16 protein-coding genes and 1 pseudogene are annotated in these 23,654 nt (G+C 52.2%); 6 read left to right on the top strand and 11 right to left on the bottom strand.

Annotation, left to right across the window (positions count from 1 at the left end; genetic code table 11):
• Positions 1-92: 92 nt before the first annotated feature.
• Positions 93-635: a YfaZ family protein gene (locus OGV85_RS14425; RefSeq protein WP_003027640.1), complete on the top strand. Its 543-nt coding sequence runs from the start codon at positions 93-95 to the stop codon at positions 633-635.
• Positions 636-714: 79 nt separating this feature from the next.
• The gene (locus OGV85_RS14430; RefSeq protein ID WP_061548524.1) at positions 715-1,911 is read left to right on the top strand and encodes a nicotinamide mononucleotide deamidase-related protein YfaY; all 1,197 of its coding nucleotides are present in this window, start codon (positions 715-717) and stop codon (positions 1,909-1,911) included.
• 38 nt (positions 1,912-1,949) lie between these two features.
• Here the strand turns inward: OGV85_RS14430 and OGV85_RS24565 are convergent, their stop codons facing one another.
• The 4 genes from OGV85_RS24565 to glpA form a co-directional block, all read right to left on the bottom strand.
• Positions 1,950-2,162 carry an Rpn/YhgA-type helix-turn-helix domain-containing protein gene (locus OGV85_RS24565; protein ID WP_072291335.1) on the bottom strand — a complete coding sequence of 71 codons (213 nt, stop codon included), beginning with the start codon at positions 2,160-2,162 and terminating at the stop codon, positions 1,950-1,952.
• 317 nt (positions 2,163-2,479) lie between these two features.
• Positions 2,480-3,670, bottom strand: coding sequence for an anaerobic glycerol-3-phosphate dehydrogenase subunit GlpC (gene glpC, locus OGV85_RS14440; protein ID WP_003027620.1), 1,191 nt, complete (start codon positions 3,668-3,670; stop codon positions 2,480-2,482).
• Entirely contained in the window at positions 3,667-4,926 is a 1,260-nt protein-coding gene (gene glpB, locus OGV85_RS14445) for a glycerol-3-phosphate dehydrogenase subunit GlpB (RefSeq protein ID WP_061548525.1), read from the bottom strand. Before glpB ends, glpC begins: the two co-directional genes overlap by 4 nt.
• Positions 4,916-6,544, bottom strand: coding sequence for an anaerobic glycerol-3-phosphate dehydrogenase subunit A (gene glpA, locus OGV85_RS14450; protein WP_046670096.1), 1,629 nt, complete (start codon positions 6,542-6,544; stop codon positions 4,916-4,918). Before glpA ends, glpB begins: the two co-directional genes overlap by 11 nt.
• 270 nt (positions 6,545-6,814) lie before the next feature.
• On the opposite strand from glpA, the gene glpT reads away from it, so the two are divergent.
• On the top strand, positions 6,815-8,173 hold the full coding sequence (gene glpT / locus OGV85_RS14455; RefSeq protein WP_032949686.1) for a glycerol-3-phosphate transporter: 1,359 nt from the start codon (positions 6,815-6,817) through the stop codon (positions 8,171-8,173).
• 3 nt (positions 8,174-8,176) lie between these two features.
• Positions 8,177-9,244 (top strand): glycerophosphodiester phosphodiesterase, encoded by a 1,068-nt coding sequence (gene glpQ / locus OGV85_RS14460; RefSeq protein WP_003027612.1) that lies wholly within the window; start codon positions 8,177-8,179, stop codon positions 9,242-9,244.
• A gap of 62 nt (positions 9,245-9,306) precedes the next feature.
• Here the strand turns inward: glpQ and OGV85_RS14465 are convergent.
• The 5 genes and pseudogenes from OGV85_RS14465 to ubiG form a co-directional block, all read right to left on the bottom strand.
• A pseudogene (locus OGV85_RS14465) lies at positions 9,307-9,396 on the bottom strand (hypothetical protein); the annotation flags it as partial.
• 21 nt (positions 9,397-9,417) lie between these two features.
• Entirely contained in the window at positions 9,418-9,672 is a 255-nt protein-coding gene (gene yfaE, locus OGV85_RS14470; RefSeq protein WP_003027609.1) for a ferredoxin-like diferric-tyrosyl radical cofactor maintenance protein YfaE, read from the bottom strand.
• Complete coding sequence (gene nrdB, locus OGV85_RS14475) at positions 9,672-10,802, bottom strand: class Ia ribonucleoside-diphosphate reductase subunit beta (RefSeq protein WP_003834668.1); 1,131 nt, start codon at positions 10,800-10,802, stop codon at positions 9,672-9,674. Before nrdB ends, yfaE begins: the two co-directional genes overlap by 1 nt.
• A gap of 110 nt (positions 10,803-10,912) precedes the next feature.
• Complete coding sequence (gene nrdA / locus OGV85_RS14480; protein WP_003027604.1) at positions 10,913-13,198, bottom strand: class 1a ribonucleoside-diphosphate reductase subunit alpha; 2,286 nt, start codon at positions 13,196-13,198, stop codon at positions 10,913-10,915.
• Between the two features lie 488 nt (positions 13,199-13,686).
• A complete protein-coding gene (gene ubiG, locus OGV85_RS14485) occupies positions 13,687-14,415 on the bottom strand; it encodes a bifunctional 2-polyprenyl-6-hydroxyphenol methylase/3-demethylubiquinol 3-O-methyltransferase UbiG (protein WP_003027601.1) in 729 nt (242 codons plus the stop codon).
• Between the two features lie 158 nt (positions 14,416-14,573).
• On the opposite strand from ubiG, the gene gyrA reads away from it, so the two are divergent.
• Positions 14,574-17,210, top strand: a complete 2,637-nt coding sequence (gene gyrA / locus OGV85_RS14490; protein WP_003027598.1) for a DNA topoisomerase (ATP-hydrolyzing) subunit A — start codon at positions 14,574-14,576, stop codon at positions 17,208-17,210.
• Between the two features lie 121 nt (positions 17,211-17,331).
• A complete protein-coding gene (gene rcsC, locus OGV85_RS14495; protein ID WP_061548526.1) occupies positions 17,332-20,178 on the top strand; it encodes a two-component system sensor histidine kinase RcsC in 2,847 nt (948 codons plus the stop codon).
• A 112-nt stretch (positions 20,179-20,290) separates the two neighbouring features.
• Here rcsC and rcsB read toward each other — a convergent pair whose 3' ends face one another.
• Positions 20,291-20,941 carry a response regulator transcription factor RcsB gene (rcsB, locus tag OGV85_RS14500; protein WP_003027592.1) on the bottom strand — a complete coding sequence of 217 codons (651 nt, stop codon included), beginning with the start codon at positions 20,939-20,941 and terminating at the stop codon, positions 20,291-20,293.
• Between the two features lie 16 nt (positions 20,942-20,957).
• Positions 20,958-23,627, bottom strand: a complete 2,670-nt coding sequence (gene rcsD, locus OGV85_RS14505; protein WP_061548527.1) for a phosphotransferase RcsD — start codon at positions 23,625-23,627, stop codon at positions 20,958-20,960.
• Between the last annotated feature and the right edge of the window lie 27 nt (positions 23,628-23,654).

Consider the following 23,654-nt stretch of genomic DNA (forward strand, 5'->3'; position numbering starts at 1 on the left):
TCGCTTTTTTAGCTCATTGATTCCTCGTCATCTGACAGTACAATTCACCGGTTTTGGGGCTATGTTTTGATTCTTGCAGGAAAGGATAGAAAATGAAAAAAAGTTTACTGTTGGGTTTTGCCGGAATGCTGTTTGTTTCCGCTTCGGCAAACGCGATTAGCATCAATGGTCAGGCTGGCGAAGACTACACCAACCTTGGATTCGGTATGGGTACTGAGACCACTGGTCTGGCCGTCAGCGGCAACTGGATGCATAATGATGACGACGGCGATGTTGCTGGGCTGGGCCTGGGGCTGAATATCCCGCTGGGTCCACTGTTGGCGACCGTTGGTGGTAAAGGTGTTTATACCAATCCAAACGATGGCGATGAAGGTTATGCTGCGGCTGTCGGTGGTGGTTTACAGTGGCCGATCGGCGACAGCATTCGTCTGTTTGGTGAGTACTATTACTCTCCTGATTCGCTTTCCAGCGGTATCGACAGCTATGAAGAAGCAAATGCCGGTGCGCGTTTGACCATTATGCGTCCGCTGAGCATCGAAGCCGGTTATCGTTACCTGAACCTGGCAGGTAAAGATGGTAACCGTGATAACGCAATTGCTGATGGCCCGTACGTTGGGGTTAACGCCAGCTTCTAACATTTCTGGCGCGGCGTTCAGTCGCGCCTTCCCCCCTCCATGAGTTATAGTGTTTTCATCATAAAAGCAGGAGAACACGATGTTAAACGTGGAGATGCTATCCACCGGGGATGAAGTGTTGCACGGACAAATCGTCGACACCAATGCCGCCTGGCTGGCCGATTTTTTCTTTAATCAGGGTTTACCGCTAACACGCCGCAACACGGTAGGTGACAATCTTAACGATTTAGTCGCCGTTTTGCGTGAGCGTAGCGAACACGCCGATATACTGATCGTTAATGGCGGTTTGGGGCCAACCAGCGATGATTTGAGCGCGCTGGCAGCGGCAACGGCAAAAGGCGAAGGGCTGGTGCTGCATGAAGCATGGCTGACCGAGATGGAGCGATATTTCCGCGATCGTGGCCGCGTGATGGCGCCGAGCAACCGCAAACAGGCTGAACTTCCGGCCAGCGCTGAGTTTATCAATAATCCGGTGGGTACCGCGTGCGGGTTCGCCCTGAAGCTTAACCGCTGCCTGATGTTCTTTACACCGGGTGTACCGTCAGAATTTAAAGTCATGGTTGAGCATGAGATCCTGCCGCGTTTGCGTGAGCGTTTCTCTTTGGCTCAGCCCCCGTTATGCCTGCGATTAACCACCTTTGGCCGTTCTGAAAGCGAGCTGGCACAAAGCCTGGATCCGCTGACTTTGCCACCGGGCGTAACAATGGGATATCGCTCCTCAATGCCGATTATTGAGCTGAAGCTGACCGGGCCGGATTCCCAACGTGAAGCGATGCTGGCGCTGTGGCCAGAAGTTAAGCGAGTTGCCGGACAGAATATGATTTTCGAAGGTACGGAAGGCTTGCCCGCACAAATTGCCCGCACGTTACAGGAACGGCAATACAGCCTGACGCTGAGCGAACAATTTACCGGTGGTCTGGTCGCGTTGCAGCTTTCTCGCGCTAATGCTCCGTTGTTGGCGAGCGAAGTTGTTCCGCCCCAGGAAGAAACGCTGGCGCAAACGGCGCATTGGGTAACCGAGCGACGTAGCAAACATTATGCCGGGCTGGCTTTGGCGATATCAGCTTTCGAAAACGAACATATTAACTTTGCACTGGCCACCCCCAATGGGACATATGGTTTGCGCGTTCGGCTGAACGCTAATCGCTACAGCTTGTCGATTCGTCAGGAAGTGTGCGCAATGATGGCGCTAAATATGCTGCGCCGTTGGCTTAACGGACAGGATATTGCCAGTGAGCACGGCTGGATCGAAGTGGTTGAGTCGCTCACGATTTAATTATTAACAGGGAAGGTTACAAACCTTCCCAATTTGGCTCATTCTGTGACATAGTCAGGCAATAGCCCAGTAATTAACCGAACCAAATCACGATCAATTCCATTTTCCAGCATCATGCGTGCGATACGTAAGGCTTCTTCTTGCGTACCTTTCTGTACTCCTTGCGCTAATCCTTGCTGTATCCCTTGTTGTAGCCCTTGTTGTAGCCCATTGTGGTGACCTTCTTGTTTTAGCCTCTCTGCGATTGTCATCAACCTCAACTTATGATGGGGGGAACGTTCGGCAACTTCATGGATAAATTCGCTGACGTGAGAAACGTCACCGTACCGTAGCAGGTAATTAAATAGCGTTTGTAGCTGGCTGTCATTAGCGGTGCTTGTAACTAATGGTGCTTGCAACTAATAGAGAAGATGGCGTGACGATATCCGCTTTTAATATGCGCTGCATGCGGGAAATGGGGTCTTTGCGTGGATGAATCAGAGATAAATATGTTCGACTGCAACGTATTCAAATAAGCGGAACTGGATGCGCAAAAATGCCCGGTAGCAAACACCACCGGGCAACTGAGTTACCCCAACGCTTTGGCAAGCAGGGTGATAGGATGTTCGCAACGCTTACTGGTAGACATCTCAATCTGCCATTTACAGGTTTCGCAGTCGGTGACGACGATATCTGCGCCGCTTTCTTCAATTTGGCGGAATAACGGTGCGCCAATAGACTGTGAAGTCGGATAGTTTTCCTTTTTAAAGCCGTAAGTCCCGGCAATCCCACAACACTGAGAATCCAGCACCGTCAGCTCCAGCCCCGGAATTTGTCGCAGTAGCTCCAGCGTGTAGAGCGTCCAGCCCATTTTCTCCATATGGCATGGCGTGTGATAGACCACCTTCAGCGGCAGCGTTTTCAGCGGCAGCGTTTTACCTTCATCCAGCTTGCGCCACAGCCAGCGGGTTGCCAGTTCAATGTGTTCTCGCAGGCCTGAGTTGTCGACATCCAGCACTTCTGGATATTCATCACGTAGCGCAAAGGTACAGGTTGATGAGGTGGCGATCACCGGAATGCCTTTGCCATCAATCGCTTCCCGGAGTGAGGCCACGTTGCTGACCGCCTGCTTACGCGCTTTATCTGTAAATCCGTTAGCAATCAGCGGCACGCCACAGCATTTCTCTTTACTCAGCAGTTGCACACCGGTTCCCATCGCATTCAACACCTTGATCAGGTCTTTGCCAAGCTGGGGATGGTTGTAATTCACAAAACAGCCGTGGAAAAAGGCGACCTGATCCTGATACTGCGCCTGCTGTGCGGCAATGCTTCGATACCAGCGGCGGAAGGTGCCAAAGGAGTACTTCGGCAGCGTACGGCGATGATCGATTTTTAGCGCGTAATCCAGCAACTGACGTACCGGTTTTAGTGAGGTGGCGGTATTCACTATTGGGGCGAAGGGGGTGGAAACGCTCCCCATTAAATCGGTATGGCTTAAGACGAAGTTACGCAGCGATGGGCGCGTCGTGTCGTATTTGGCGCGCGCGCGCTGGATGATATCGCCGATTTTCACGTCTGACGGACAGGCCACTTCGCAGCGTTTACAGTTGATGCAGTATTTCAGCGCATCGTCATATAGCGCGCCATCTTTCAGGCGCAGACGTTCACCGTCCGGGCCGGCCTGCTTAGGGCCCGGGTAGCTCGGGTTGACGCGGCTTACCGGGCAGGCGGTGGTGCACACCGTACATTTGATACAACTTTCAAAACGTGTGTCGCTCATTGCTGTCCTCCTGCACGTTTCGCAATATGATGTGCGGCATGTAAGGCGCTGACTGCGCACACGCCGCCTCCGCAACCCTGGGCGATAGGGTCGAATCCGCCGAGGACGGAACCGATGGCGTACATGTTCTCTATCGTTTTTCCCGCCAGTGATGGGCGCAATGTGGCATCGGTTGTGACGCCAAACAGTTGCCACGGTTGTGGGTCGAAAACGTCACGCTGATACCACTCGGTGCGGGTAGCTGTTTGCTGTACATCCAGTCCCAGGATTGGTTCGTGGATTGCCTCACGCGTGGCGACCAGCCCGCTGCTGAAAAAACTGCCGCTGGCGAGCACGGCGAAACGTGGCCGCAACGGGATATCGGCATGATTTCGGGTCCAGATTTCGCTGACCACGCCATCCTGACAGGTGATTTTCTTCACTTCATCACCCGGCATCCACACACCGCCCTGGCGCACAAACTGGCGCTGCAATTTGTTGTGTAAACGCATGCCCAGTACCGAAGGAGGTAGGGTCGGTAACAGTGTCAGCGAGCAGGGGAGGCGCTCGTTAAGCCACTGCCAGAGCCGCTCATCTGCCAGACCAAAGCAGGCCGGCATGATTATCATGTCGCAGGTTTTTGCCATTGGCAGCAATGCGTCATAGAGCAGCGACCATTTATCTTCGTTATCCAGCAGGCGCGCAATATTAACGGCGCGAAACTCGGTTGGGTTATCACGCAGGACATCCAGTTCCGGCAGTTCGATTTCAGCCGTCTCGACGCTGAGATTACGTTGGCGTAATGACGCCGCGGCGAGATGCGCCTGAAAATCCAGTAACCCGCTAATCCCTACAACGCATATACGCTGCGCGGACAGCGGCCAGACCGGCACTTCCGGGGAACTTAACCATGTTGAGCGCAGGGTGCCCAGCGGGGTAACACGTTGATGTGCCTGATGCACGTTGCCTTGCAAATGCGTTCCGCATTCTTCCAGTAAATTTTGCGCCTGCTGGGCCAGTTCCAGAACGTTCTGCGTTCCGATGGTGCTATACGGATGTGCGGGTGCCTGAGTGTGCAGTGCATTCAAACCCGCTTCTATATCCGTCACCGGTTGACCATCGGGTAAGCTGCTGAGCAAATCCAGTGAGCCGGAGGAAAAATGCAGGGCGCTTTGGCCGCGGGTAACAATCGTGCAGCGCAGTCCGCTTTTTTGCAGTTGCAGGCCACATAGCAGTCCAGCGAGGCCGCCGCCGATAATGACGGTATCAAATTTCATCCTGGTGCTCCTTCTCCAGACCACACAACCCTTGATAAACCCAGCGAGTGAATTCGCTTTCGCGCAGTGCATCTCCCCAGGCGATAGGCTGCACACCTTTCCAGCGTTCGTTGAGGAAGTCGGAAAGCTGAGTAATGGATTGTGCTGCGGTAGTGACATTAAAACGTTGCAGCAAACCTGCGGCGCGACAGGCACACAATTCGCCCTGGCAGGTCCCCATTCCGACGCGGGTACGGCGACGTAAATCGAGCAGACTGTTGACGGTTAAATTCTCGACGGCGTATTGCACTTCGCCTGCGGTGACCGCTTCGCATTCACAGACCAGGCTGCGATGTTGACGGCCTTCGCTCAGCCACGCTGGGGTACGATCGCCGTGACGGTAGACTGCCGAGCCGCGTAGCGGCGCAGGTAACGAAATAACGCGTTTAAGCGTATGCTCGGTAGATTCCTGTGAGCCAGGCAACGCGGTGTCTGCGGTTGTGCAAGGCTGGGTATTGCCCAGCTTACGGCAAACGGCATCGGTGGCCCACTCCGCCATCAGGCGGTAGGTCATCAGTTTGCCGCCGGTAATGGTGATAAACCCTTCCAGTCCGTCACGCTGGGCGTGATCGAACAGTACAATCCCACGGCTGACGTTACGCCCGGTGGGATCGTCGTCGCTGGCCACCAGCGGACGTACGCCGGAGTAGGCGCGTAAAATGCGCGTTTTCGCCATAATCGGCGCCAGCTTCTCGCCCTCACGCAGCAGAATGTCAACTTCTTCTGCGGTGACGCGGTTGCTGTCGATATCATCGTAATCAATGTGCTGCGAGGTGGTACCGATCAATGAGATGGTATCGCCTGGCACCAGAATATCGGCGTCAGACGGTTTACGGCAGCGGTTGATGACATGCTGGTTAATGCGATGATCCATAATCAGCAACGAACCTTTGGCCGGGAACATACGGATGCTCAGATCGGCATATTCCGCAATGCGTTGACCCCAGATCCCGGCGGCGTTGACGACAACTGGTGCATGCAGGGACTGCATTTCGCCCGTCAGATGATTGCGCACGTTAACGCCGCAAACCGTTGCCCCTTCACGGATAAGTCCCGTGACTTCATGCGCCGTTAAGATAACCGCGCCATGCTCACGCGCATCCAGCATGTTGGCGGCGGTTAAGCGGAAAGGATCAACCGTGCCGTCCGGCACTTTTACCGCACCAATCAGCTGTGGATTCACGGAAGGTTCGATAATACGTGCCTGCTGAGGGTCAATCGCTTCTGCGCGAATCCCTGCCTCTTCACAGGCGCGAATAAAGGTCGCCTGAAAGGAGAGCTCATCCTCCGGCAGGGTAATAAACAGACCGTCCGTTGGCTCAACGCAATGGCGGGCGATACGTTTCAGAATTTGGTTTTCGCTGATGCACTCACGGGCAGATTCAGCATCGGTGACGGCGTAGCGTGCACCGCTGTGCAGCAGGCCGTGGTTGCGCCCGGTCGCACCTGTGGCGATATCGTGGCGTTCCACTAAGATGACGCGCAACCCGCGCAGCGCACAATCGCGTGCGATCCCTGCACCTGTTGCTCCTCCACCAATGATAATCACGTCACTTGTTTGCGAGTCGCGAGTTTTCATTGTTTTTCCTCACAGTTCGTTTTTTATCATTTAGCCACATAAAAAACATGGATTGTTTGATTTCGCGCATAATCGCTCATTATTCGAAAATGAAACGTGATTTCGTGCGCCTTTATGAACATTTGTCATAAATCTGTAACAATATGTGCTGCGTTTCACATTTTTGTTATGTATCTTTCCTTAACATCGCGGCCACACTGGGAGCGGTAGGGTAGTAATGACGAACTGCAGTGTTTACTTCGAATGAAAGACCGCCACGGAGGCTACACTATGTTGAGCATTTTTAAACCAGCGTCACACACGGCGCGTTTACCTGCAGCGGAGATCGACCCGACATATCGTCGATTACGTTGGCAGATTTTTCTGGGGATTTTCTTTGGTTATGCCGCGTACTATCTGGTACGTAAGAACTTTGCCCTTGCGATGCCGTATCTGGTTGAGCAGGGGTTCTCGCGTGGCGATCTGGGTTTTGCGTTGTCCGGTATCTCCATTGCTTACGGATTTTCGAAATTCATCATGGGGTCCGTTTCGGATCGCTCGAATCCGCGCGTTTTCCTGCCTGCGGGTCTGATACTGGCTGCGGCAGTGATGTTGTTTATGGGCTTTGTACCGTGGGCGACATCGAGCATTGCGATTATGTTTGTGCTGCTGTTCCTCTGCGGATGGTTCCAGGGGATGGGATGGCCGCCGTGTGGTCGTACCATGGTGCACTGGTGGTCGCAGAAAGAGCGTGGCGGCATCGTTTCCGTTTGGAACTGTGCGCATAACGTGGGTGGCGGTCTGCCTCCTCTGTTATTCCTGCTGGGTATGGCCTGGTTCAATGACTGGAAAGCGGCGCTGTACATGCCTGCTTTCGGTGCGATCGTCGTCGCGCTGTTTGCTTTTGCTCTGATGCGTGACACTCCGCAGTCCTGTGGTCTGCCGCCAATCGAAGAGTACAAGAACGATTATCCGGACGATTACAACGAGAAAGCGGAAGAAGAGCTGACTGCGAAGCAGATCTTCATGCAGTACGTACTGCCGAACAAACTGTTGTGGTACATCGCTATCGCCAACGTGTTTGTTTATCTGCTGCGCTACGGCATCCTGGACTGGTCGCCGACTTACCTGAAAGAAGTGAAGCATTTTGCACTGGATAAATCATCCTGGGCCTACTTCCTGTATGAATATGCGGGTATTCCGGGCACGCTGCTGTGTGGCTGGATGTCGGATAAAGTCTTCCGTGGAAACCGTGGCGCGACCGGCGTGTTCTTTATGACGCTGGTGACGATTGCGACCATCGTTTACTGGATGAACCCGGCAGGCAACCCGAACGTAGATATGGCTTGTATGATTATCATCGGCTTCCTGATCTACGGCCCGGTCATGTTGATTGGTCTGCATGCGCTGGAACTGGCACCGAAAAAAGCGGCAGGTACGGCGGCTGGCTTTACTGGTCTGTTCGGTTATCTCGGCGGTTCTGTGGCTGCGAGCGCCATTGTCGGCTACACCGTTGACTTCTTCGGTTGGGACGGCGGCTTTATGGTGATGATTGGTGGTAGCGTGCTGGCGGTTATTCTGCTGGTAGTCGTCATGATTGGCGAAAAACGCCATCACGAAGAGATGCAGCTCAAGCGTAACGGGGGCTAATAGATGAAAACCACATTGAAAAGTCTCAGCGTGGCGCTGATGCTGGCAGGTATGGTTGTGAGCAGCGCGGCGCTTGCCGCAGATAAAATCGTGATTGCGCACCGTGGCGCCAGCGGTTATCTACCGGAGCATACGTTACCTGCGAAAGCGATGGCCTATGCTCAGGGAGCGGATTACCTGGAACAGGATTTGGTGATGACTAAGGACGACCATCTGGTCGTCCTGCATGACCACTATCTTGACCGCGTCACCGATGTTGCCGAGCGTTTCCCGGATCGTGCGCGTAAAGATGGGCGTTACTATGCTATCGACTTTACGCTGGATGAGATTAAGTCGCTGAAATTTACCGAAGGCTTTGATATCGAAAATGGCAAAAAGGTCCAGACCTACCCGGGGCGTTTCCCGATGGGTAAATCTGATTTCCGTGTGCACACTTTCGAAGAAGAGATTGAGTTCGTTCAGGGATTAAATCATTCAACCGGTAAAAACATCGGCATTTACCCGGAAATGAAAGCGCCGTGGTTCCATCATCAGGAAGGGAAGGACATTGCGGCTAAAACGCTGGAAGTACTGAAAAAGTACGGGTACACCGACAAGAACGATAAGGTCTATCTGCAGTGTTTTGATGTCGCAGAGTTAAAGCGCATTAAGAATGAACTGGAACCGAAGATGGGGATGGATCTCAATCTGGTACAGTTGATTGCGTACACTGACTGGAATGAAACTCAGGAGAAAAAGCCAGACGGCAGTTGGGTTAATTACAACTACGACTGGATGTTTAAACCGGGTGCCATGAAGCAGGTTGCGCAGTATGCGGACGGCATTGGGCCGGACTATCACATGCTGATTGATGAGAAGTCGAAGAAGGGCAATATCTCGTTAACTGGCATGGTGCAGGACGCACATCAGAATAAGATGGTGGTGCATCCTTATACCGTTCGCGCCGATCAACTGCCGGATTACACCACTGACGTAAACCAGCTGTATGACATTCTTTATAACAAAGCGGGTGTTGATGGGCTGTTCACCGACTTCCCCGACAAAGCAGTGAAATTCCTGAATAAAGAGTAATGGCATAAGGCCTGTGATGCACCTCCGGTCACAGGCATTATTGGACGAAACGTGATTAACTGCTAGATAAGGCCGTCTGCTGTTAACGTTTTCCTACATGCCTGCAGGAGAAATAAAGGGCTGCCGTTCATCGGCGGCTCTTTTGCCAGTAACAATTTTTATCCCGCCTTGCGTTACAGCTCTATTTCAATATCGCCTTTTGCCCGGCAACAGCAGGGCAATATTTCACCCGGTTGAATGAAGGCCAGAGGTTCTGCAATCCAGTCAACCTGTCCCGCCACCAGGCGGGTACGACAGGAGCCGCAGTAGCCTTCACGACACTGATATTCGACTTCAACATCGTGCGACTCGAGTGCGGCAAGTAGGGAAGGATGTTCATCCTGGCACAGCAGTTGTGTGCCAGAGATGCGCAAAGTCACGCGGCCCATCAGAGCTGGAAGTTACTCAGATCGTCAGTATCGACTTCGGCATCGATCTGACCGACCAGATAAGAGCTGACTTCCACTTCCTGCGGTGCGACCTGGACGTTGTCAGACACCAGCCAGGTATTGATCCAAGGGATCGGGTTAGAGCGTGTCTGGAATGGCAGATCGAGTCCGACAGCCTGCATACGGATGTTGGTGATGTACTCAACGTACTGGCACAGAATGTCTTTGTTCAGGCCGATCATTGAGCCGTCACGGAACAGATAATCCGCCCACTCTTTTTCCTGCAGCGCGGCCTGTACGAACAGGTCGTAGCATTCTTGTTTGCACTCTTCGGCAATTTCCGCCATCTCCGGATCGTCCACACCGCTGCGCAGAAGGTTCAGCATATGCTGAGTACCGGTCAGATGCAGGGCTTCGTCGCGGGCGATCAGACGAATAATTTTCGCGTTGCCTTCCATCAGTTCACGTTCGGCGAATGCGAAGGAGCAGGCGAAGCTGACATAAAAGCGGATCGCTTCCAGCGCGTTGACGCTCATCAGGCACAGATACAGCTTCTTCTTCAGCTCACGCAGGTTTACGACAACCGTTTTGCCATTAACGGTATGCGTACCTTCACCGAGCAAATGCCAGTAGCTGGTCATCTCGATCAGTTCGTCGTAGTAGCTGGAAATACCTTCTGCGCGTTTCTGGATTTGCTCATTAGTGACGATATCGTCAAACACCACCGCCGGATCGTTAACGATATTGCGAATAATATGAGTGTAGGAGCGGGAATGGATTGTTTCAGAAAACGCCCACGTTTCCACCCAGGTTTCCAGTTCAGGGATCGAGATTAACGGCAGCAGCGCGACGTTTGGACTACGTCCCTGAATGGAGTCCAGCAGCGTCTGATACTTCAGGTTGCTGATGAAGATATGTTTTTCATGTTCCGGCAATGCCTGGAAATCGATACGATCGCGAGAAACATCGACCTCTTCCGGACGCCAGAAGAAAGAGAGCTGCTTTTCGATCAGTTTTTCAAAGATGTCATATTTTTGCTGATCGTAGCGGGCGACGTTCACCGGCTGGCCGAAGAACATCGGTTCCAGAAGCTGATCATTTTTCGTCTGTGAAAAAGTGGTGTATGCCATTGATGTGAATCCTGTCTGGAATGTACTGCCGGATGCGCTTTGCTTATCCGGCCTACAATACCGCGAATTAATTTGTAGGCCGGGTAAGCGCTACGCCACCCGGCAAAAGATTAAATCTTACATGCGCCGCTTTCGCAGCCATCGTCCTGAATGGACGGTACCAGATCGTCCTGAGAGTCTTCCGCACCGTCACGGGTGTTCTGATAATACAGCGTTTTGACACCAAATTTGTAGGCGGTGAGCAGGTCTTTCAGCAACTGCTGCATCGGTACTTTTCCGGACGGGAAGCGCGACGGATCGTAGTTGGTGTTGGCAGAAATCGACTGATCGATAAATTTCTGCATGATACCTACCAGCTGCAGGTAGCCGTCGTTGTTCGGCATTTCCCACAGCAGTTCATATGCGTCGTGCAGGTGTTCGTAGTCCGGCACGACCTGACGCAGAATTCCATCTTTCGATGCTTTGATGCTCACGTAACCGCGTGGTGGTTCAATACCGTTGGTGGCGTTGGAGATCTGCGAAGAGGTCTCGGACGGCATCAGAGCGGAGAGCGTGGAGTTACGCAGACCGTGAGTTTTAATTGATTCGCGCAGGCTTTCCCAGTTGTAATGCAGGGATTCGCTGACGATAGCATCCAGGTCTTTTTTATAGGTATCGATCGGCAGAATGCCTTTCGCATAGGTGGTTTCGTTAAACCACGGGCATGCGCCTTGCTCTTTCGCCAGCTCGTTAGACGCTTTCAGCAGGTAATACTGAATCGCTTCAAAGGTTTTGTGAGTCAGGTTATTAGCGCTGCCGTCAGAGTAGCGTTTACCGTTTTTCGCCAGCCAGTAGGCATAGTTGATAACGCCAATACCCAGCGTACGACGCCCCATCGCACCGCGTTTGGCGGCCGGAATCGGATAATCCTGGTAATCGAGCAGCGCATCCAACGCACGTACCGCCAGTACGGCCAGCTCTTCCAGTTCGTCCAGACTTTCGATAGCGCCCAAGTTAAATGCGGACAGCGTACACAGCGCAATTTCGCCGTTTTCATCGTTAACGTCGGTCAGCGGTTTGGTCGGCAGGGCGATTTCCAGGCACAGGTTGGACTGGCGTACCGGCGCGACAACCGGATCAAACGGGCTATGGGTGTTGCAGTGGTCAACGTTCTGAATATAGATACGACCAGTAGAGGCACGTTCCTGCATCATCAGTGAGAACAGCTCAACCGCTTTCACGCGCTGTTTGCGGATGCTGTCGTCGTTTTCATATTGTGTATACAGACGTTCGAATTCGTCCTGATCGGCGAAGAACGCATCATACAGGCCCGGAACGTCGGACGGACTGAACAGGGTGATGTCGCCGCCTTTCAGCAGGCGGGTGTACATCAACTTGTTGATTTGTACGCCGTAGTCCATGTGACGAACGCGGTTGCCTTCGACGCCACGGTTGTTTTTCAGGACCAGCAGGCTTTCAACTTCCAGGTGCCACATTGGGTAGAACAGCGTGGCTGCACCGCCGCGTACGCCACCCTGAGAGCAGGATTTCACCGCAGTCTGGAAATGCTTGTAGAACGGAATACAGCCAGTGTGGAACGCTTCACCGCCGCGAATCGGGCTACCCAGCGCACGGATGCGACCGGCGTTAATGCCGATACCGGCACGCTGAGAAACGTATTTCACAATCGCGCTGGAGGTTGCGTTGATGGAGTCAAGGCTGTCGCCGCACTCGATCAGTACGCAGGAGCTGAACTGACGCGTTGGGGTACGCACGCCGGACATAATCGGCGTCGGCAGCGAGATTTTGAACGTAGAAACAGCGTCGTAGAAACGTTTTACATATTGCAGACGTGTTTCACGCGGATAGTTAGAAAACAGGCAGGCTGCTACCAGAATGTAGAGGAACTGTGCGCTTTCATAGATCTCACCGGTAACACGGTTTTGCACCAGATATTTGCCTTCTAACTGCTTCACCGCAGCGTAGGAGAAGGTCATATCACGATCGTGTACGATGAACGAGTCCATCTGCTTGAACTCTTCTTCCGTGTAGTCTTCCAGCAGATGATTGTCGTATTTGCCCATTTCAACCATTTTCACGACATGGTCAAACAGTTTTGGCGGTTCAAACTCGCCGTAGGCTTTTTTGCGCAGATGGAAAATCGCCAGACGGGCGGCCAGATACTGATAATCCGGCGCTTCGCGGGAGATCAGGTCGGCGGCAGCTTTGATGATTGTTTCATGGATATCGGAGGTCTTGATACCGTCATAAAACTGAATGTGGGAGCGCAGCTCGACCTGAGAGATCGATACGTTATTCAGTCCTTCTGCCGCCCAATCCAGAACTCGGTGGATTTTGTCGAGATTGATGCGCTCTGTACTACCATCACGCTTTGTCACCAGCAGACTCTGATTCATGTGGTTTTTTACCTGTCCGTGAAAGAAAAAATATCCCCCATATTATCCACAGAGTCATGTTGTGACTAAGTCTGTGGATAAATACTATATGTAGGGGTTGTTTGATAAAATAGACGCTATATGGTGAGTATTCTAGTAGGGATTCTTTTCAGCACAAGAGTTGATTTTGAGGTTAAATTGAGGTTGCAAAAGGGTGAGAATCGCTAAGTGCGCGTCTTATAAGGCCTGGCGGGGATGTCAATAATTGAGAAAAAAAATAGAAATTTTGATCGAGTGCTGATTTCTTCATCTAAGGTAAGGAAAGTTCTTATGATCTGGCGCAAAAATTGCTGTACCGGTACTACTCAGGATTAGTAGGCGATGCGTAATAACGCAGGCCTGATAAGCGAAGCGCCATCAGGCGTTAAAGCCCGGAGTCATGCCGGATGGCGGCGCTGGCGCGCTTTATCCGGCCTACAATCCAGCGTCATAAGGCCATGAGCGCTGGTTTATTCGCTTTTGGCGGTGGTATGCACCATATAGTTCACATCAACGCCCGGACCGAGTTTGAAGGTGTTGGTGATGGGGTTGTAGTGCAGGCCGGTCATATGACGCTCTTTCAGCACGGTCTGGTCAACCCACTCTAACAGTTCAGCGGGCTTAATGAATTTTTTCACATCATGCGTGCCTTTCGGCACCATCCGCAGAATATATTCCGCTCCGACCACCGCCATCAGCCAGGATTTGCCGTTGCGGTTAAGCGTGGAAAAAAAGACTTCGCCGCCCGGTTTAACCAGTCTGGCGCAGGCCCTGACCACCGACTGCGGATCTGGTACGTGCTCCAGCATTTCCATGCAGGTCACAACGTCATACTGATGCGCATGCTTATCCGCATGTTCCTCGACAGTTTCTTGTACGTACTCCACCTGGATGCCGCTCTCCAGCGCATGCAGTTTTGCGACCTGTAACGGTTCAAAGCCCATGTCCAGCCCGGTGACGGTTGCGCCTTCGCGCGCCATGCTTTCCGCCAGAATGCCGCCGCCGCAGCCGACGTCGAGAACCTTTTTACCAAACAGGCCGCCTGAGCGTTCAGTAATGTAGCCCAGACGCAGCGGGTTAATACGGTGCAGTGGCTTAAATTCACCCTCAAGATCCCACCAGCGTGACGCGACTGCTTCAAACTTGGCAATTTCTTCATGGTCAACGTTGTGAGTAACCGGGGGTTTTTCGGCATTCATTGGGGCTTCTACTCCTAAATTTGCGATGCAAATGAGTATATCAGCCTGACGGGATGAATAAAGCCTCTGTCAGGGGGAATCCATTTACCTGAATCTTCACGTATGTGTTATAATTTGCGACCTTTGAATCCGGGATACAGTAGAGGGATAGCGGTTAGATGAGCGACCTTGCGAGAGAAATTACACCGGTCAACATTGAGGAAGAGCTGAAGAGCTCCTATCTGGATTATGCGATGTCGGTCATTGTTGGCCGTGCGCTGCCAGACGTCCGAGATGGCCTGAAGCCGGTTCACCGTCGCGTACTTTACGCCATGAACGTATTGGGCAACGACTGGAATAAAGCCTATAAAAAATCTGCCCGTGTCGTTGGTGACGTAATCGGTAAATACCACCCTCATGGTGATACCGCCGTTTACGACACCATTGTTCGTATGGCGCAGCCATTCTCCTTGCGTTACATGCTAGTAGATGGTCAGGGTAACTTTGGTTCTGTCGATGGCGACTCCGCAGCGGCGATGCGTTATACGGAAATCCGTATGTCGAAAATCGCCCATGAGCTGATGGCTGACCTGGAAAAAGAAACGGTTGATTTCGTCGATAACTACGACGGCACCGAACAAATTCCTGACGTCATGCCGACCAAAATTCCTAACCTGCTGGTGAACGGTTCGTCCGGTATCGCGGTAGGTATGGCGACCAACATTCCGCCGCACAACCTGACTGAAGTGATCAACGGCTGTCTGGCATATATTGACGATGAAGACATCAGCATTGAAGGGCTGATGGAACATATTCCGGGTCCGGACTTCCCGACTGCAGCGATCATCAACGGTCGTCGTGGTATCGAAGAAGCCTACCGTACCGGCCGTGGCAAAGTGTACATTCGCGCACGTGCGGAAGTCGAAGCGGATGCCAAAACGGGTCGTGAAACCATCATCGTCCACGAAATTCCGTATCAGGTAAACAAAGCGCGCCTGATCGAGAAAATCGCCGAACTGGTAAAAGACAAACGCGTTGAAGGCATCAGCGCACTGCGTGACGAGTCTGACAAAGACGGTATGCGCATCGTGATTGAAGTGAAACGCGATGCGGTCGGGGAAGTGGTTCTGAACAACCTTTACTCCCAGACCCAATTGCAGGTTTCCTTCGGTATCAACATGGTTGCATTGCACCATGGCCAGCCGAAGATCATGAACCTGAAAGATATTATTGCCGCGTTCGTACGTCACCGCCGTGAAGTCGTAACTCGTCGTACTATTTTTGAACTGCGTAAAGCCCGCGACCGTGCGCACATCCTTGAAGCGCTGGCGATTGCGCTGGCGAACATCGATCCGATCATCGAACTGATCCGCCGTGCGCCGACCCCGGCAGAAGCGAAAGCCGCGCTGGTTGCGCGTTCGTGGGAACTGGGCAACGTTTCCGCCATGCTGGAACGTGCTGGTGATGACGCCGCGCGTCCTGAATGGCTGGAGCCGGAATTTGGAGTGCGTGACGGTCAGTACTACCTGACTGAACAGCAGGCTCAGGCTATTCTGGATCTGCGTTTGCAGAAACTGACCGGCCTTGAGCACGAAAAACTGCTCGACGAATACAAAGAGCTGCTGGAACAGATCGCTGAACTGCTGCACATTCTGGGCAGCGCAGATCGTCTGATGGAAGTTATCCGTGAAGAGATGGAGCTGATTCGTGAACAGTTCGGCGACGCGCGTCGGACCGAAATTACCGCGAACAGCGCTGACATCAACATCGAAGATCTGATTAACCAGGAAGATGTTGTCGTGACCTTGTCTCATCAGGGCTACGTGAAATATCAGCCGTTAACCGATTACGAAGCGCAGCGTCGTGGCGGTAAAGGCAAATCTGCAGCACGCATTAAAGAAGAAGACTTTATCGACCGCCTGCTGGTGGCCAACACCCATGACACGATCCTCTGCTTCTCCAGCCGTGGTCGTCTGTACTGGATGAAGGTTTATCAACTGCCGGAAGCGAGCCGTGGTGCGCGTGGACGTCCAATCGTTAACCTGCTGCCGCTGGAAGCTAACGAACGTATCACCGCAATTCTGCCGGTACGCGAGTACGAAGAGGGCGTCAACGTCTTCATGGCAACCGCCAGCGGTACCGTGAAGAAAACGGCATTGACCGAATTCAGCCGTCCGCGTTCTGCCGGTATTATCGCCGTCAACCTGAACGAAGGCGACGAACTGATTGGCGTTGATCTGACGTCCGGTAATGACGAAGTTATGCTGTTCTCTGCTGCCGGTAAAGTGGTGCGTTTTAAAGAGAACGCAGTTCGCGCGATGGGTCGTACGGCGACCGGTGTTCGCGGGATCAAACTGGCAGGTGAAGACTCCGTTGTTTCCCTGATCGTTCCACGCGGTGAAGGGGCAATCCTGACCGTTACGCAGAACGGTTACGGTAAGCGTACAGCGGAAAGCGAATACCCAACCAAGTCTCGTGGTACGCAGGGTGTTATCTCCATCAAAGTCACCGAGCGTAATGGCTCCGTTGTTGGCGCAGTACAGGTTGAAGATACCGACCAGATCATGATGATCACCGATGCAGGTACGCTGGTACGTACTCGCGTGTCGGAAATCAGCGTGGTAGGGCGTAATACCCAGGGTGTTATCCTTATCCGTACTGCGGAAGACGAAAACGTTGTGGGTCTGCAACGCGTTGCTGAACCGGTTGATGATGAAGAGCTCGACTCCATCGACGGAAGTGCAGCTGAAGGTGACGAGGATATCGCGCCTGAAGCGGAAAGCGATGATGATGCAGCGGATGACGCTGAAGAGTAATTAAAACGTAATAAGAAGGGCCGGAGAACTCCGGCCCTTTTTTTAATGGCATTGCGACAAAAGACATTTACCGCTACCTTAACCACACTCTATTAATGCCCTGAGGCGGAGCTTCGCCCCTTTGAAATACCTTGCTTCCGTTCATTCAACCCTAAAAGTCTCACGCTACCTGTTCAGAGCGCTGGCGTTCGTTATCTGGTGTCTGATTGCGTTTGCCTCCGTGTTCTACATTGTGAATGCGCTGCACCAGCGAGAGTCTGAAATCCATCAGGAGCTTAATCTCAGTTCCGATCAGGCCCAACGTTACATTCAGCGCACCTCTGATGTGATTAAAGAGCTGAAATATATTGCCGAAAATCGCTTAACGGCGGAAAACGGCGTGATGTCGTTGCGGGCGCGAGACGATAAAACCGTCGTGCCTAATTTTGAGCCGCTGTTTGCCGACTCCGACTGTTCCGTAATGGGCAACGCCTGGCGAGGTTCTCTGGAATCACTGGCATGGTTTATGCGCTATTGGCGCGACAACTTTTCCGCTGCTTATGATTTAAATCGAGTGTTCCTGATCGGCAGCGACAACCTCTGTATGGCCAATTTCGGTTTGCGTGATATGCCCATCGAACGAGACGAGGCCCTGAAGGCTCTGCATGAGCGCATTATTAAGTATCGCAATGCAACGCAAGAAGAAAACGGCAACAACTTGTTCTGGATTAGCCAGGGGCCGCGTCCGGGAGTAGGGTACTTCTATGCACTGACGCCGGTTTACCTCGCCAATCGCCTCCAGGCACTGTTGGGCGTAGAGCAGCCTATTCGCATGGAGAATTTCTTCACGCCGGGTAGTTTACCGATGGGCGTGACCATCCTCGACGAAAATGGCCATGCGCTAATTTCTCTCACCGGCCCTGAAGGGAATATTAAGGCTGAGCCCCACTGGATGCAGGAGCGCTCCTGGTTTGGTTACACGCCGGGTTTCCGCGAGCTGGTATTGAAGAAAAATCTGCCTCCGTCCTCCCTGAGCATCGTGTACTCCGTTCCTGTCGACCTGGTACTGGAGCGGATCCGCATGATGATCCTGAACGCTATATTGCTGAACGTGCTGGTCGGGGCGGCATTGTTTATGCTCACGCGCATGTATGAACGGCGTATTTTTATTCCAGCGGAAAGTGATGCTCAGCGGCTGGAAGAACATGAGCAGTTTAACCGTAAAATCGTGGCTTCTGCGCCGGTAGGTATTTGTATTCTGCGCACCATGGATGGCATTAATATCTTGAGTAACGAACTGGCGCACACCTATCTGAACATGCTGACGCATGAAGACCGTCAGCGGTTAACGCAAATTATTTGCGGCCAACAGGTCAATTTTGTTGATGTGCTGACCAGCAACAATACCAATCTGCAAATCAGCTTTGTGCACTCGCGCTATCGTAATGAAAACGTGGCAATTTGTGTCCTTGTTGATGTCAGTGCGCGCGTTAAAATGGAAGAGTCGTTGCAGGAGATGGCACAGGCGGCGGAACAGGCTAGCCAGTCAAAATCGATGTTCCTTGCGACGGTGAGCCATGAGCTACGTACACCGCTGTATGGCATTATCGGTAACCTTGATTTGTTGCAAACCAAAGAGTTACCGAGTGGGGTGGATCGTCTGGTAACGGCGATGAATAACTCTTCCAGCCTGCTGCTGAAAATTATCAGCGATATTCTCGACTTCTCAAAGATTGAATCTGAACAGCTGAAGATTGAACCGCGAGAGTTTTCACCGCGTGAAGTCATGAACCATATTACGGCTAACTATTTGCCGCTGGTGGTCCGCAAGCAATTGGGGTTGTACTGCTTTATCGATCCGGATGTGCCTGTGGCGCTGAATGGCGATCCGATGCGTTTACAACAGGTGATTTCTAATCTACTGAGTAACGCAATCAAGTTTACCGATACCGGTTGTATTGTGTTGCACGTGCAGTGCAGCGGCGACTACCTGAGCATTCGAGTGCGTGATACCGGTGTAGGGATCCCTGCCAAAGAGGTGGTTCGGTTGTTCGATCCTTTCTTCCAGGTGGGGACTGGCGTACAGCGTAATTTCCAGGGAACGGGACTTGGTTTGGCGATCTGTGAAAAACTGATCAGCATGATGGATGGGGATATTTCCGTCGATTCCGAGCCGGGAATGGGGAGCCAGTTTACGCTGCGTATTCCGCTTTATGGCGCACAGTATCCGCTGAAAAAGGGTGTTGAAGGATTGGCTGGCACGCGCTGCTGGCTGGCAGTACGTAATGCGTCACTGTACCATTTCCTCGAATCCAGCCTGACGCGTAATGGGATGACGGTGCTGCGATATGAGGGACAACAGCCCGATGCGGATGACCTGTTGGTGGCCGACGATGTGCTGGAACAGGCCTGGCAGGGGCGAGCAGCGGTGATTTTCTGCCGCCGACATATTGGCATTCCGCTGGAAAGAGAGCCTGGAGAATGGATACACAGCGTGGCGTCACCGCACGAACTGCCTGCGCTGTTGGCACATATCTACAGTGTAGAGTTGGGGAGTGAAGAGCTCTCCACGGCGCTGCCAACCCCGGATAAAGCCGGTGCGACGAACGATGACATGATGATCCTGGTTGTTGACGATCACCCTATAAACCGGCGCTTACTGGCCGATCAATTGGGATCGTTGGGATATCAGTGTAAAACCGCGAATGACGGTGTGGATGCGCTCAATGTGCTCAGCAAAAATCATATCGACATTGTGCTGAGTGACGTCAACATGCCAAACATGGATGGTTATCGCCTGACCCAGCGTATCCGCCAGTTAGGGTTAACGCTACCGGTTGTCGGCGTGACGGCCAACGCGCTGGCCGAAGAGAAGCAGCGTTGCCTGGAATCGGGTATGGATAGCTGTCTGTCTAAGCCAGTGACGTTGGATGTATTGAAGCAAACGCTGACAGTCTATGCGGAAAGGGTGAGGAAGGCGCGGGAATAACAGATGCCGGATGGCGGCGCTTGCCTTATCCGGCCTACGGAACACGCACCACGCAGTGTCATTCGTAGGCCTGATAAACGGCGTGCCATCAGGCACTTTGGTGTTAAAAGAATTACTCTTTGTCTGAGGGACTCAGCGTTACGGAAGAGAGGTAATTCAACAGGGCGATATCGTTTTCCACACCGAGTTTCATCATTGCCGACTTTTTCTGGCTGCTGATGGTTTTAATACTGCGGTTGAGTTTTTTCGCGATTTCAGTAACCAGGAAACCTTCGGCAAACAGACGCAGAACTTCACTCTCTTTCGGTGACAGACGTTTGTCGCCATAGCCGCTGGCGCTGATTTTTTCCAGCAGACGAGACACGCTTTCCGGGGTGAATTTCTTACCTTTCTGCAGTGCGGCAAGCGCTTTCGGCAGATCGGTTGGCGCACCTTGCTTCAGTACGATCCCTTCAATATCGAGATCCAGTACCGCGCTCAGAATAGCCGGATTGTTGTTCATGGTCAGAACGATAATCGACAGGCTCGGGAAATGACGCTTGATATATTTAATTAACGTGATCCCATCACCGTATTTATCTCCCGGCATGGAGAGGTCGGTAATCAACACATGCGCATCCAACTTAGGCAAATTGTTGATCAGTGCAGTGGAGTCTTCAAATTCGCCGACAACATTTACCCACTCGATTTGCTCAAGTGATTTACGAATACCGAACAGTACAATCGGGTGGTCATCGGCAATAATTACGTTCATAGTGTTCATGTATTGGGCTACCTTGCTACAGCAAGCTCTTGACGTAAACGTCAATGTCGCTGATGTATTTTTCTATACCTGGAGCATCTTTCTCTTGAATAAGATGTTCCAGCGCTTCACATAACTGCTTGCCGGGTACCAGATTAAGCATGGCAAACACGCCTTTCAGGCGATGGGCCGTTTGGGCTAACGCAGCGAAATCGCTGATAGCCGCCTCAGTATACAACCTCTTAACATCATCCGGTACTGTGTCTACAAAGAGAGCGTAGTAACCACTGGCATGAAGTTCGGCGTTTTCATCTCCGCCGAGGGGGAGTTCCTGGAACCCTTCTTGCGCCAGTTGCTCTTCAATCAGCTCAAGGACAGCTTCCTGCATAGCATTGCTCATATTAAAGTTAACGCGCAGTTGGCCAGGGCCAATTTTCCGCACGCCAGACTCATCATCGCTTAAAAGTAGGCCTGAAGCAGTAAGATTAGACGGATTATCCGTTAAAAAGAGATCATATTCTTGACTATTCAACCGTTCATCGGGCGTGATGCAGGTTGCCCCCCAGTTTTCCAGCTGACGTAATACAATGCTACGTACGTCATTTGAGGTGACATCAACCATTACGCAGACGTCATCCAACAGGCGCTCTTCACTATCAGCATGTTGATCGTGCAGCGGCATTTTAACATGGACGATATAACGTGTTCCAAGTTCTTCCCGCGCTTTGATATTAAGGTGTCCGCCAAGCTTACGGGCTAACTGATCGCACAACCAGAACGTCAGAGGGTTGGCTTTGCCATACCGATCGCCCTGCGTGTCATTGATGAACGGGAAATGGAGATTATCAACTTCATTCAATGTGACGCCTTGCCCGGTATCCAGAATGCGGAAGGTCAGGCGTTCAGCCTCTGACTCATCCTGGTCGACTTCCAGCGTGATTTTACCAATCTGCGTGGTGGTTACCGCATATTGGATCAACAGCAGCAAAATACGGCGCAAGGCATCATGGTCGCCACGGCGTTCATCATGGGCGCTAAGGTGATTTTTAATCAGTAGCTGCAGCCCCTTACGCTTAATGGCTGGCAGAACCTCCGGAACTACGTCGTCAATTAATGCCTGCACGGAAAACAGTGTGGATTCACCTTTCCAGGCATCGTTCTCCAGCAGGTTGGCTAGCTGGATTTCGTCCACCATTCGCACCAGAACGTCGGCCTGATTTGCCAGTTTCTGGCTGTCCGGTGTATTGAGCGCGGCGGCATTGGCAGCCAACGTTTTCGCGGGGTCTTTCAGCGCGCTGCCAATATTCTGCATAAAGGCCGCGCGGGCCTGCTGATTTTTCTCATACAGCCGCTGCGCTTGTTTCAGCTTCTTATTGACCAGCACTTCGCGGTCCTGGTCACGAATGATAAAGATCTGCGTTCTCGGGGAGATCTGGCTGCGAAACAGTCTGATTTCATACAGTTCATTATTGATGGTGGCCTGAATGATTCCCTGATGCTGCTCTGCCATGTTGGTAATGTTTTGCAGATTTAAATGCGGCAGCAGGTGATCGGCAATTTTGTTGCTGATAACCGTACGATTTGCTTCCTGATCGTGTACCAGTAATCCCAGCGGCAGAAGGGAAACAATCTCTTCGTTGATTGCGCGAAGAACGCGCAGTTCATTATTTGCCGCAAGGTTTGGCGCCACTTGGGTGGAACGGACTGGGAGGTGGCGAAAAGTGGTATAGCCAAATAGCGCCAGGGCCAGCAACGCAATGTTCAGCAAAAGCGGTAGCAGAATGCTTTGCAATGTGTCGAGCAGCAATGAGCCAAACGGAACCTGCCATACCAGCCGCATATCCGTTGAGTTTAGCGCCGAAGAGATCTCAATTTTACTGTTGTTGAAATTAATGCTGACGCTGTCAGGCGACTCTTTTTCATTCAGGTGCTCGGTCGTTGAGGTGGCATCAGGTTCCAGATGGAAACTGTCCAGCGGCATACCGGGCGGGATCAAGTCATTAATCGGCAGGTCAAAGGCGACAACCGTTGCCAGATGTCCTGGCTGATTAAAGGTCGTGCGTAGCGTGAAGTAATGCCCGTTCTGCCAGGCCAGACGGCGTAGTGAAGAGAAGCTTTCACGTTCATCTAGCGCATTAGCCTGTTGCAGCATCTCAGCGCGCCGGGAATCGACAATATTGCCAATCGTCGATTCTTTAAAACCGGAGGTAAGATCTTTCAGCGGTAACGTCGAGATTAGGATCAGGCTGTTGTCCTGACCATTCAGGTAATACATTGACCAGGGGACATTCTCCGCGCCCCACAACGTATCCAGATATGTTGAAATGCGCTGGGTCATTTCCAATGTAGAACTGTCATGCGAGCCGAAAATCAGTGCCTCGGTCTTTCTGCGCGGCTTCTCAAGATAATAGACGTCTTGTTTCAGACGCGTTTCCTGCAGCCCTTCTGCACCCGGCGAACTGGTTGAGGCGGCAATATTGTCATAGATTTGCCAGGTCACGTATCGCCAGGTATCGACCCTTTTATGAATGGCATGGGTAATATCGACGATCTGATAGCTCTTATCTTTTAACCAGGTGTTGACGGCGCTTTGGACCATAACACCCATCATCACCAACAGCACAACGATCAGTAATAAGAAGAAACGGGTAATACTTCCTGGCAACAGGGAGAATCGGGTGGAAACCGTTGTGTCAGACTGACTCATTCGTGTTTATGACCTGTTAAACGACGC

It is taken from the genome of Citrobacter sp. Cf132 (assembly GCF_030333885.1).
GTDB lineage: Bacteria > Pseudomonadota > Gammaproteobacteria > Enterobacterales > Enterobacteriaceae > Citrobacter > Citrobacter freundii.

Excerpts from the sequence above, each read along its gene's own strand:
- glpQ (WP_003027612.1), top strand. The coding sequence starts at position 8,177 with ATGAAAACCACATTGAAAAGTCTCAGCGTGGCGCTGATGCTGGCAGGT.
- glpC (WP_003027620.1), bottom strand. The coding sequence starts at position 3,670 with ATGAGCGACACACGTTTTGAAAGTTGTATCAAATGTACGGTGTGCACC.
- glpB (WP_061548525.1), bottom strand. The coding sequence starts at position 4,926 with ATGAAATTTGATACCGTCATTATCGGCGGCGGCCTCGCTGGACTGCTA.
- glpT (WP_032949686.1), top strand. The coding sequence starts at position 6,815 with ATGTTGAGCATTTTTAAACCAGCGTCACACACGGCGCGTTTACCTGCA.
- glpA (WP_046670096.1), bottom strand. The coding sequence starts at position 6,544 with ATGAAAACTCGCGACTCGCAAACAAGTGACGTGATTATCATTGGTGGA.
- yfaE (WP_003027609.1), bottom strand. The coding sequence starts at position 9,672 with ATGGGCCGCGTGACTTTGCGCATCTCTGGCACACAACTGCTGTGCCAG.
- OGV85_RS24565 (WP_072291335.1), bottom strand. The coding sequence starts at position 2,162 with ATGACAATCGCAGAGAGGCTAAAACAAGAAGGTCACCACAATGGGCTA.
- ubiG (WP_003027601.1), bottom strand. The coding sequence starts at position 14,415 with ATGAATGCCGAAAAACCCCCGGTTACTCACAACGTTGACCATGAAGAA.
- rcsB (WP_003027592.1), bottom strand. The coding sequence starts at position 20,941 with ATGAACACTATGAACGTAATTATTGCCGATGACCACCCGATTGTACTG.
- nrdB (WP_003834668.1), bottom strand. The coding sequence starts at position 10,802 with ATGGCATACACCACTTTTTCACAGACGAAAAATGATCAGCTTCTGGAA.
- rcsD (WP_061548527.1), bottom strand. The coding sequence starts at position 23,627 with ATGAGTCAGTCTGACACAACGGTTTCCACCCGATTCTCCCTGTTGCCA.
- OGV85_RS14425 (WP_003027640.1), top strand. The coding sequence starts at position 93 with ATGAAAAAAAGTTTACTGTTGGGTTTTGCCGGAATGCTGTTTGTTTCC.
- gyrA (WP_003027598.1), top strand. The coding sequence starts at position 14,574 with ATGAGCGACCTTGCGAGAGAAATTACACCGGTCAACATTGAGGAAGAG.
- nrdA (WP_003027604.1), bottom strand. The coding sequence starts at position 13,198 with ATGAATCAGAGTCTGCTGGTGACAAAGCGTGATGGTAGTACAGAGCGC.
- OGV85_RS14430 (WP_061548524.1), top strand. The coding sequence starts at position 715 with ATGTTAAACGTGGAGATGCTATCCACCGGGGATGAAGTGTTGCACGGA.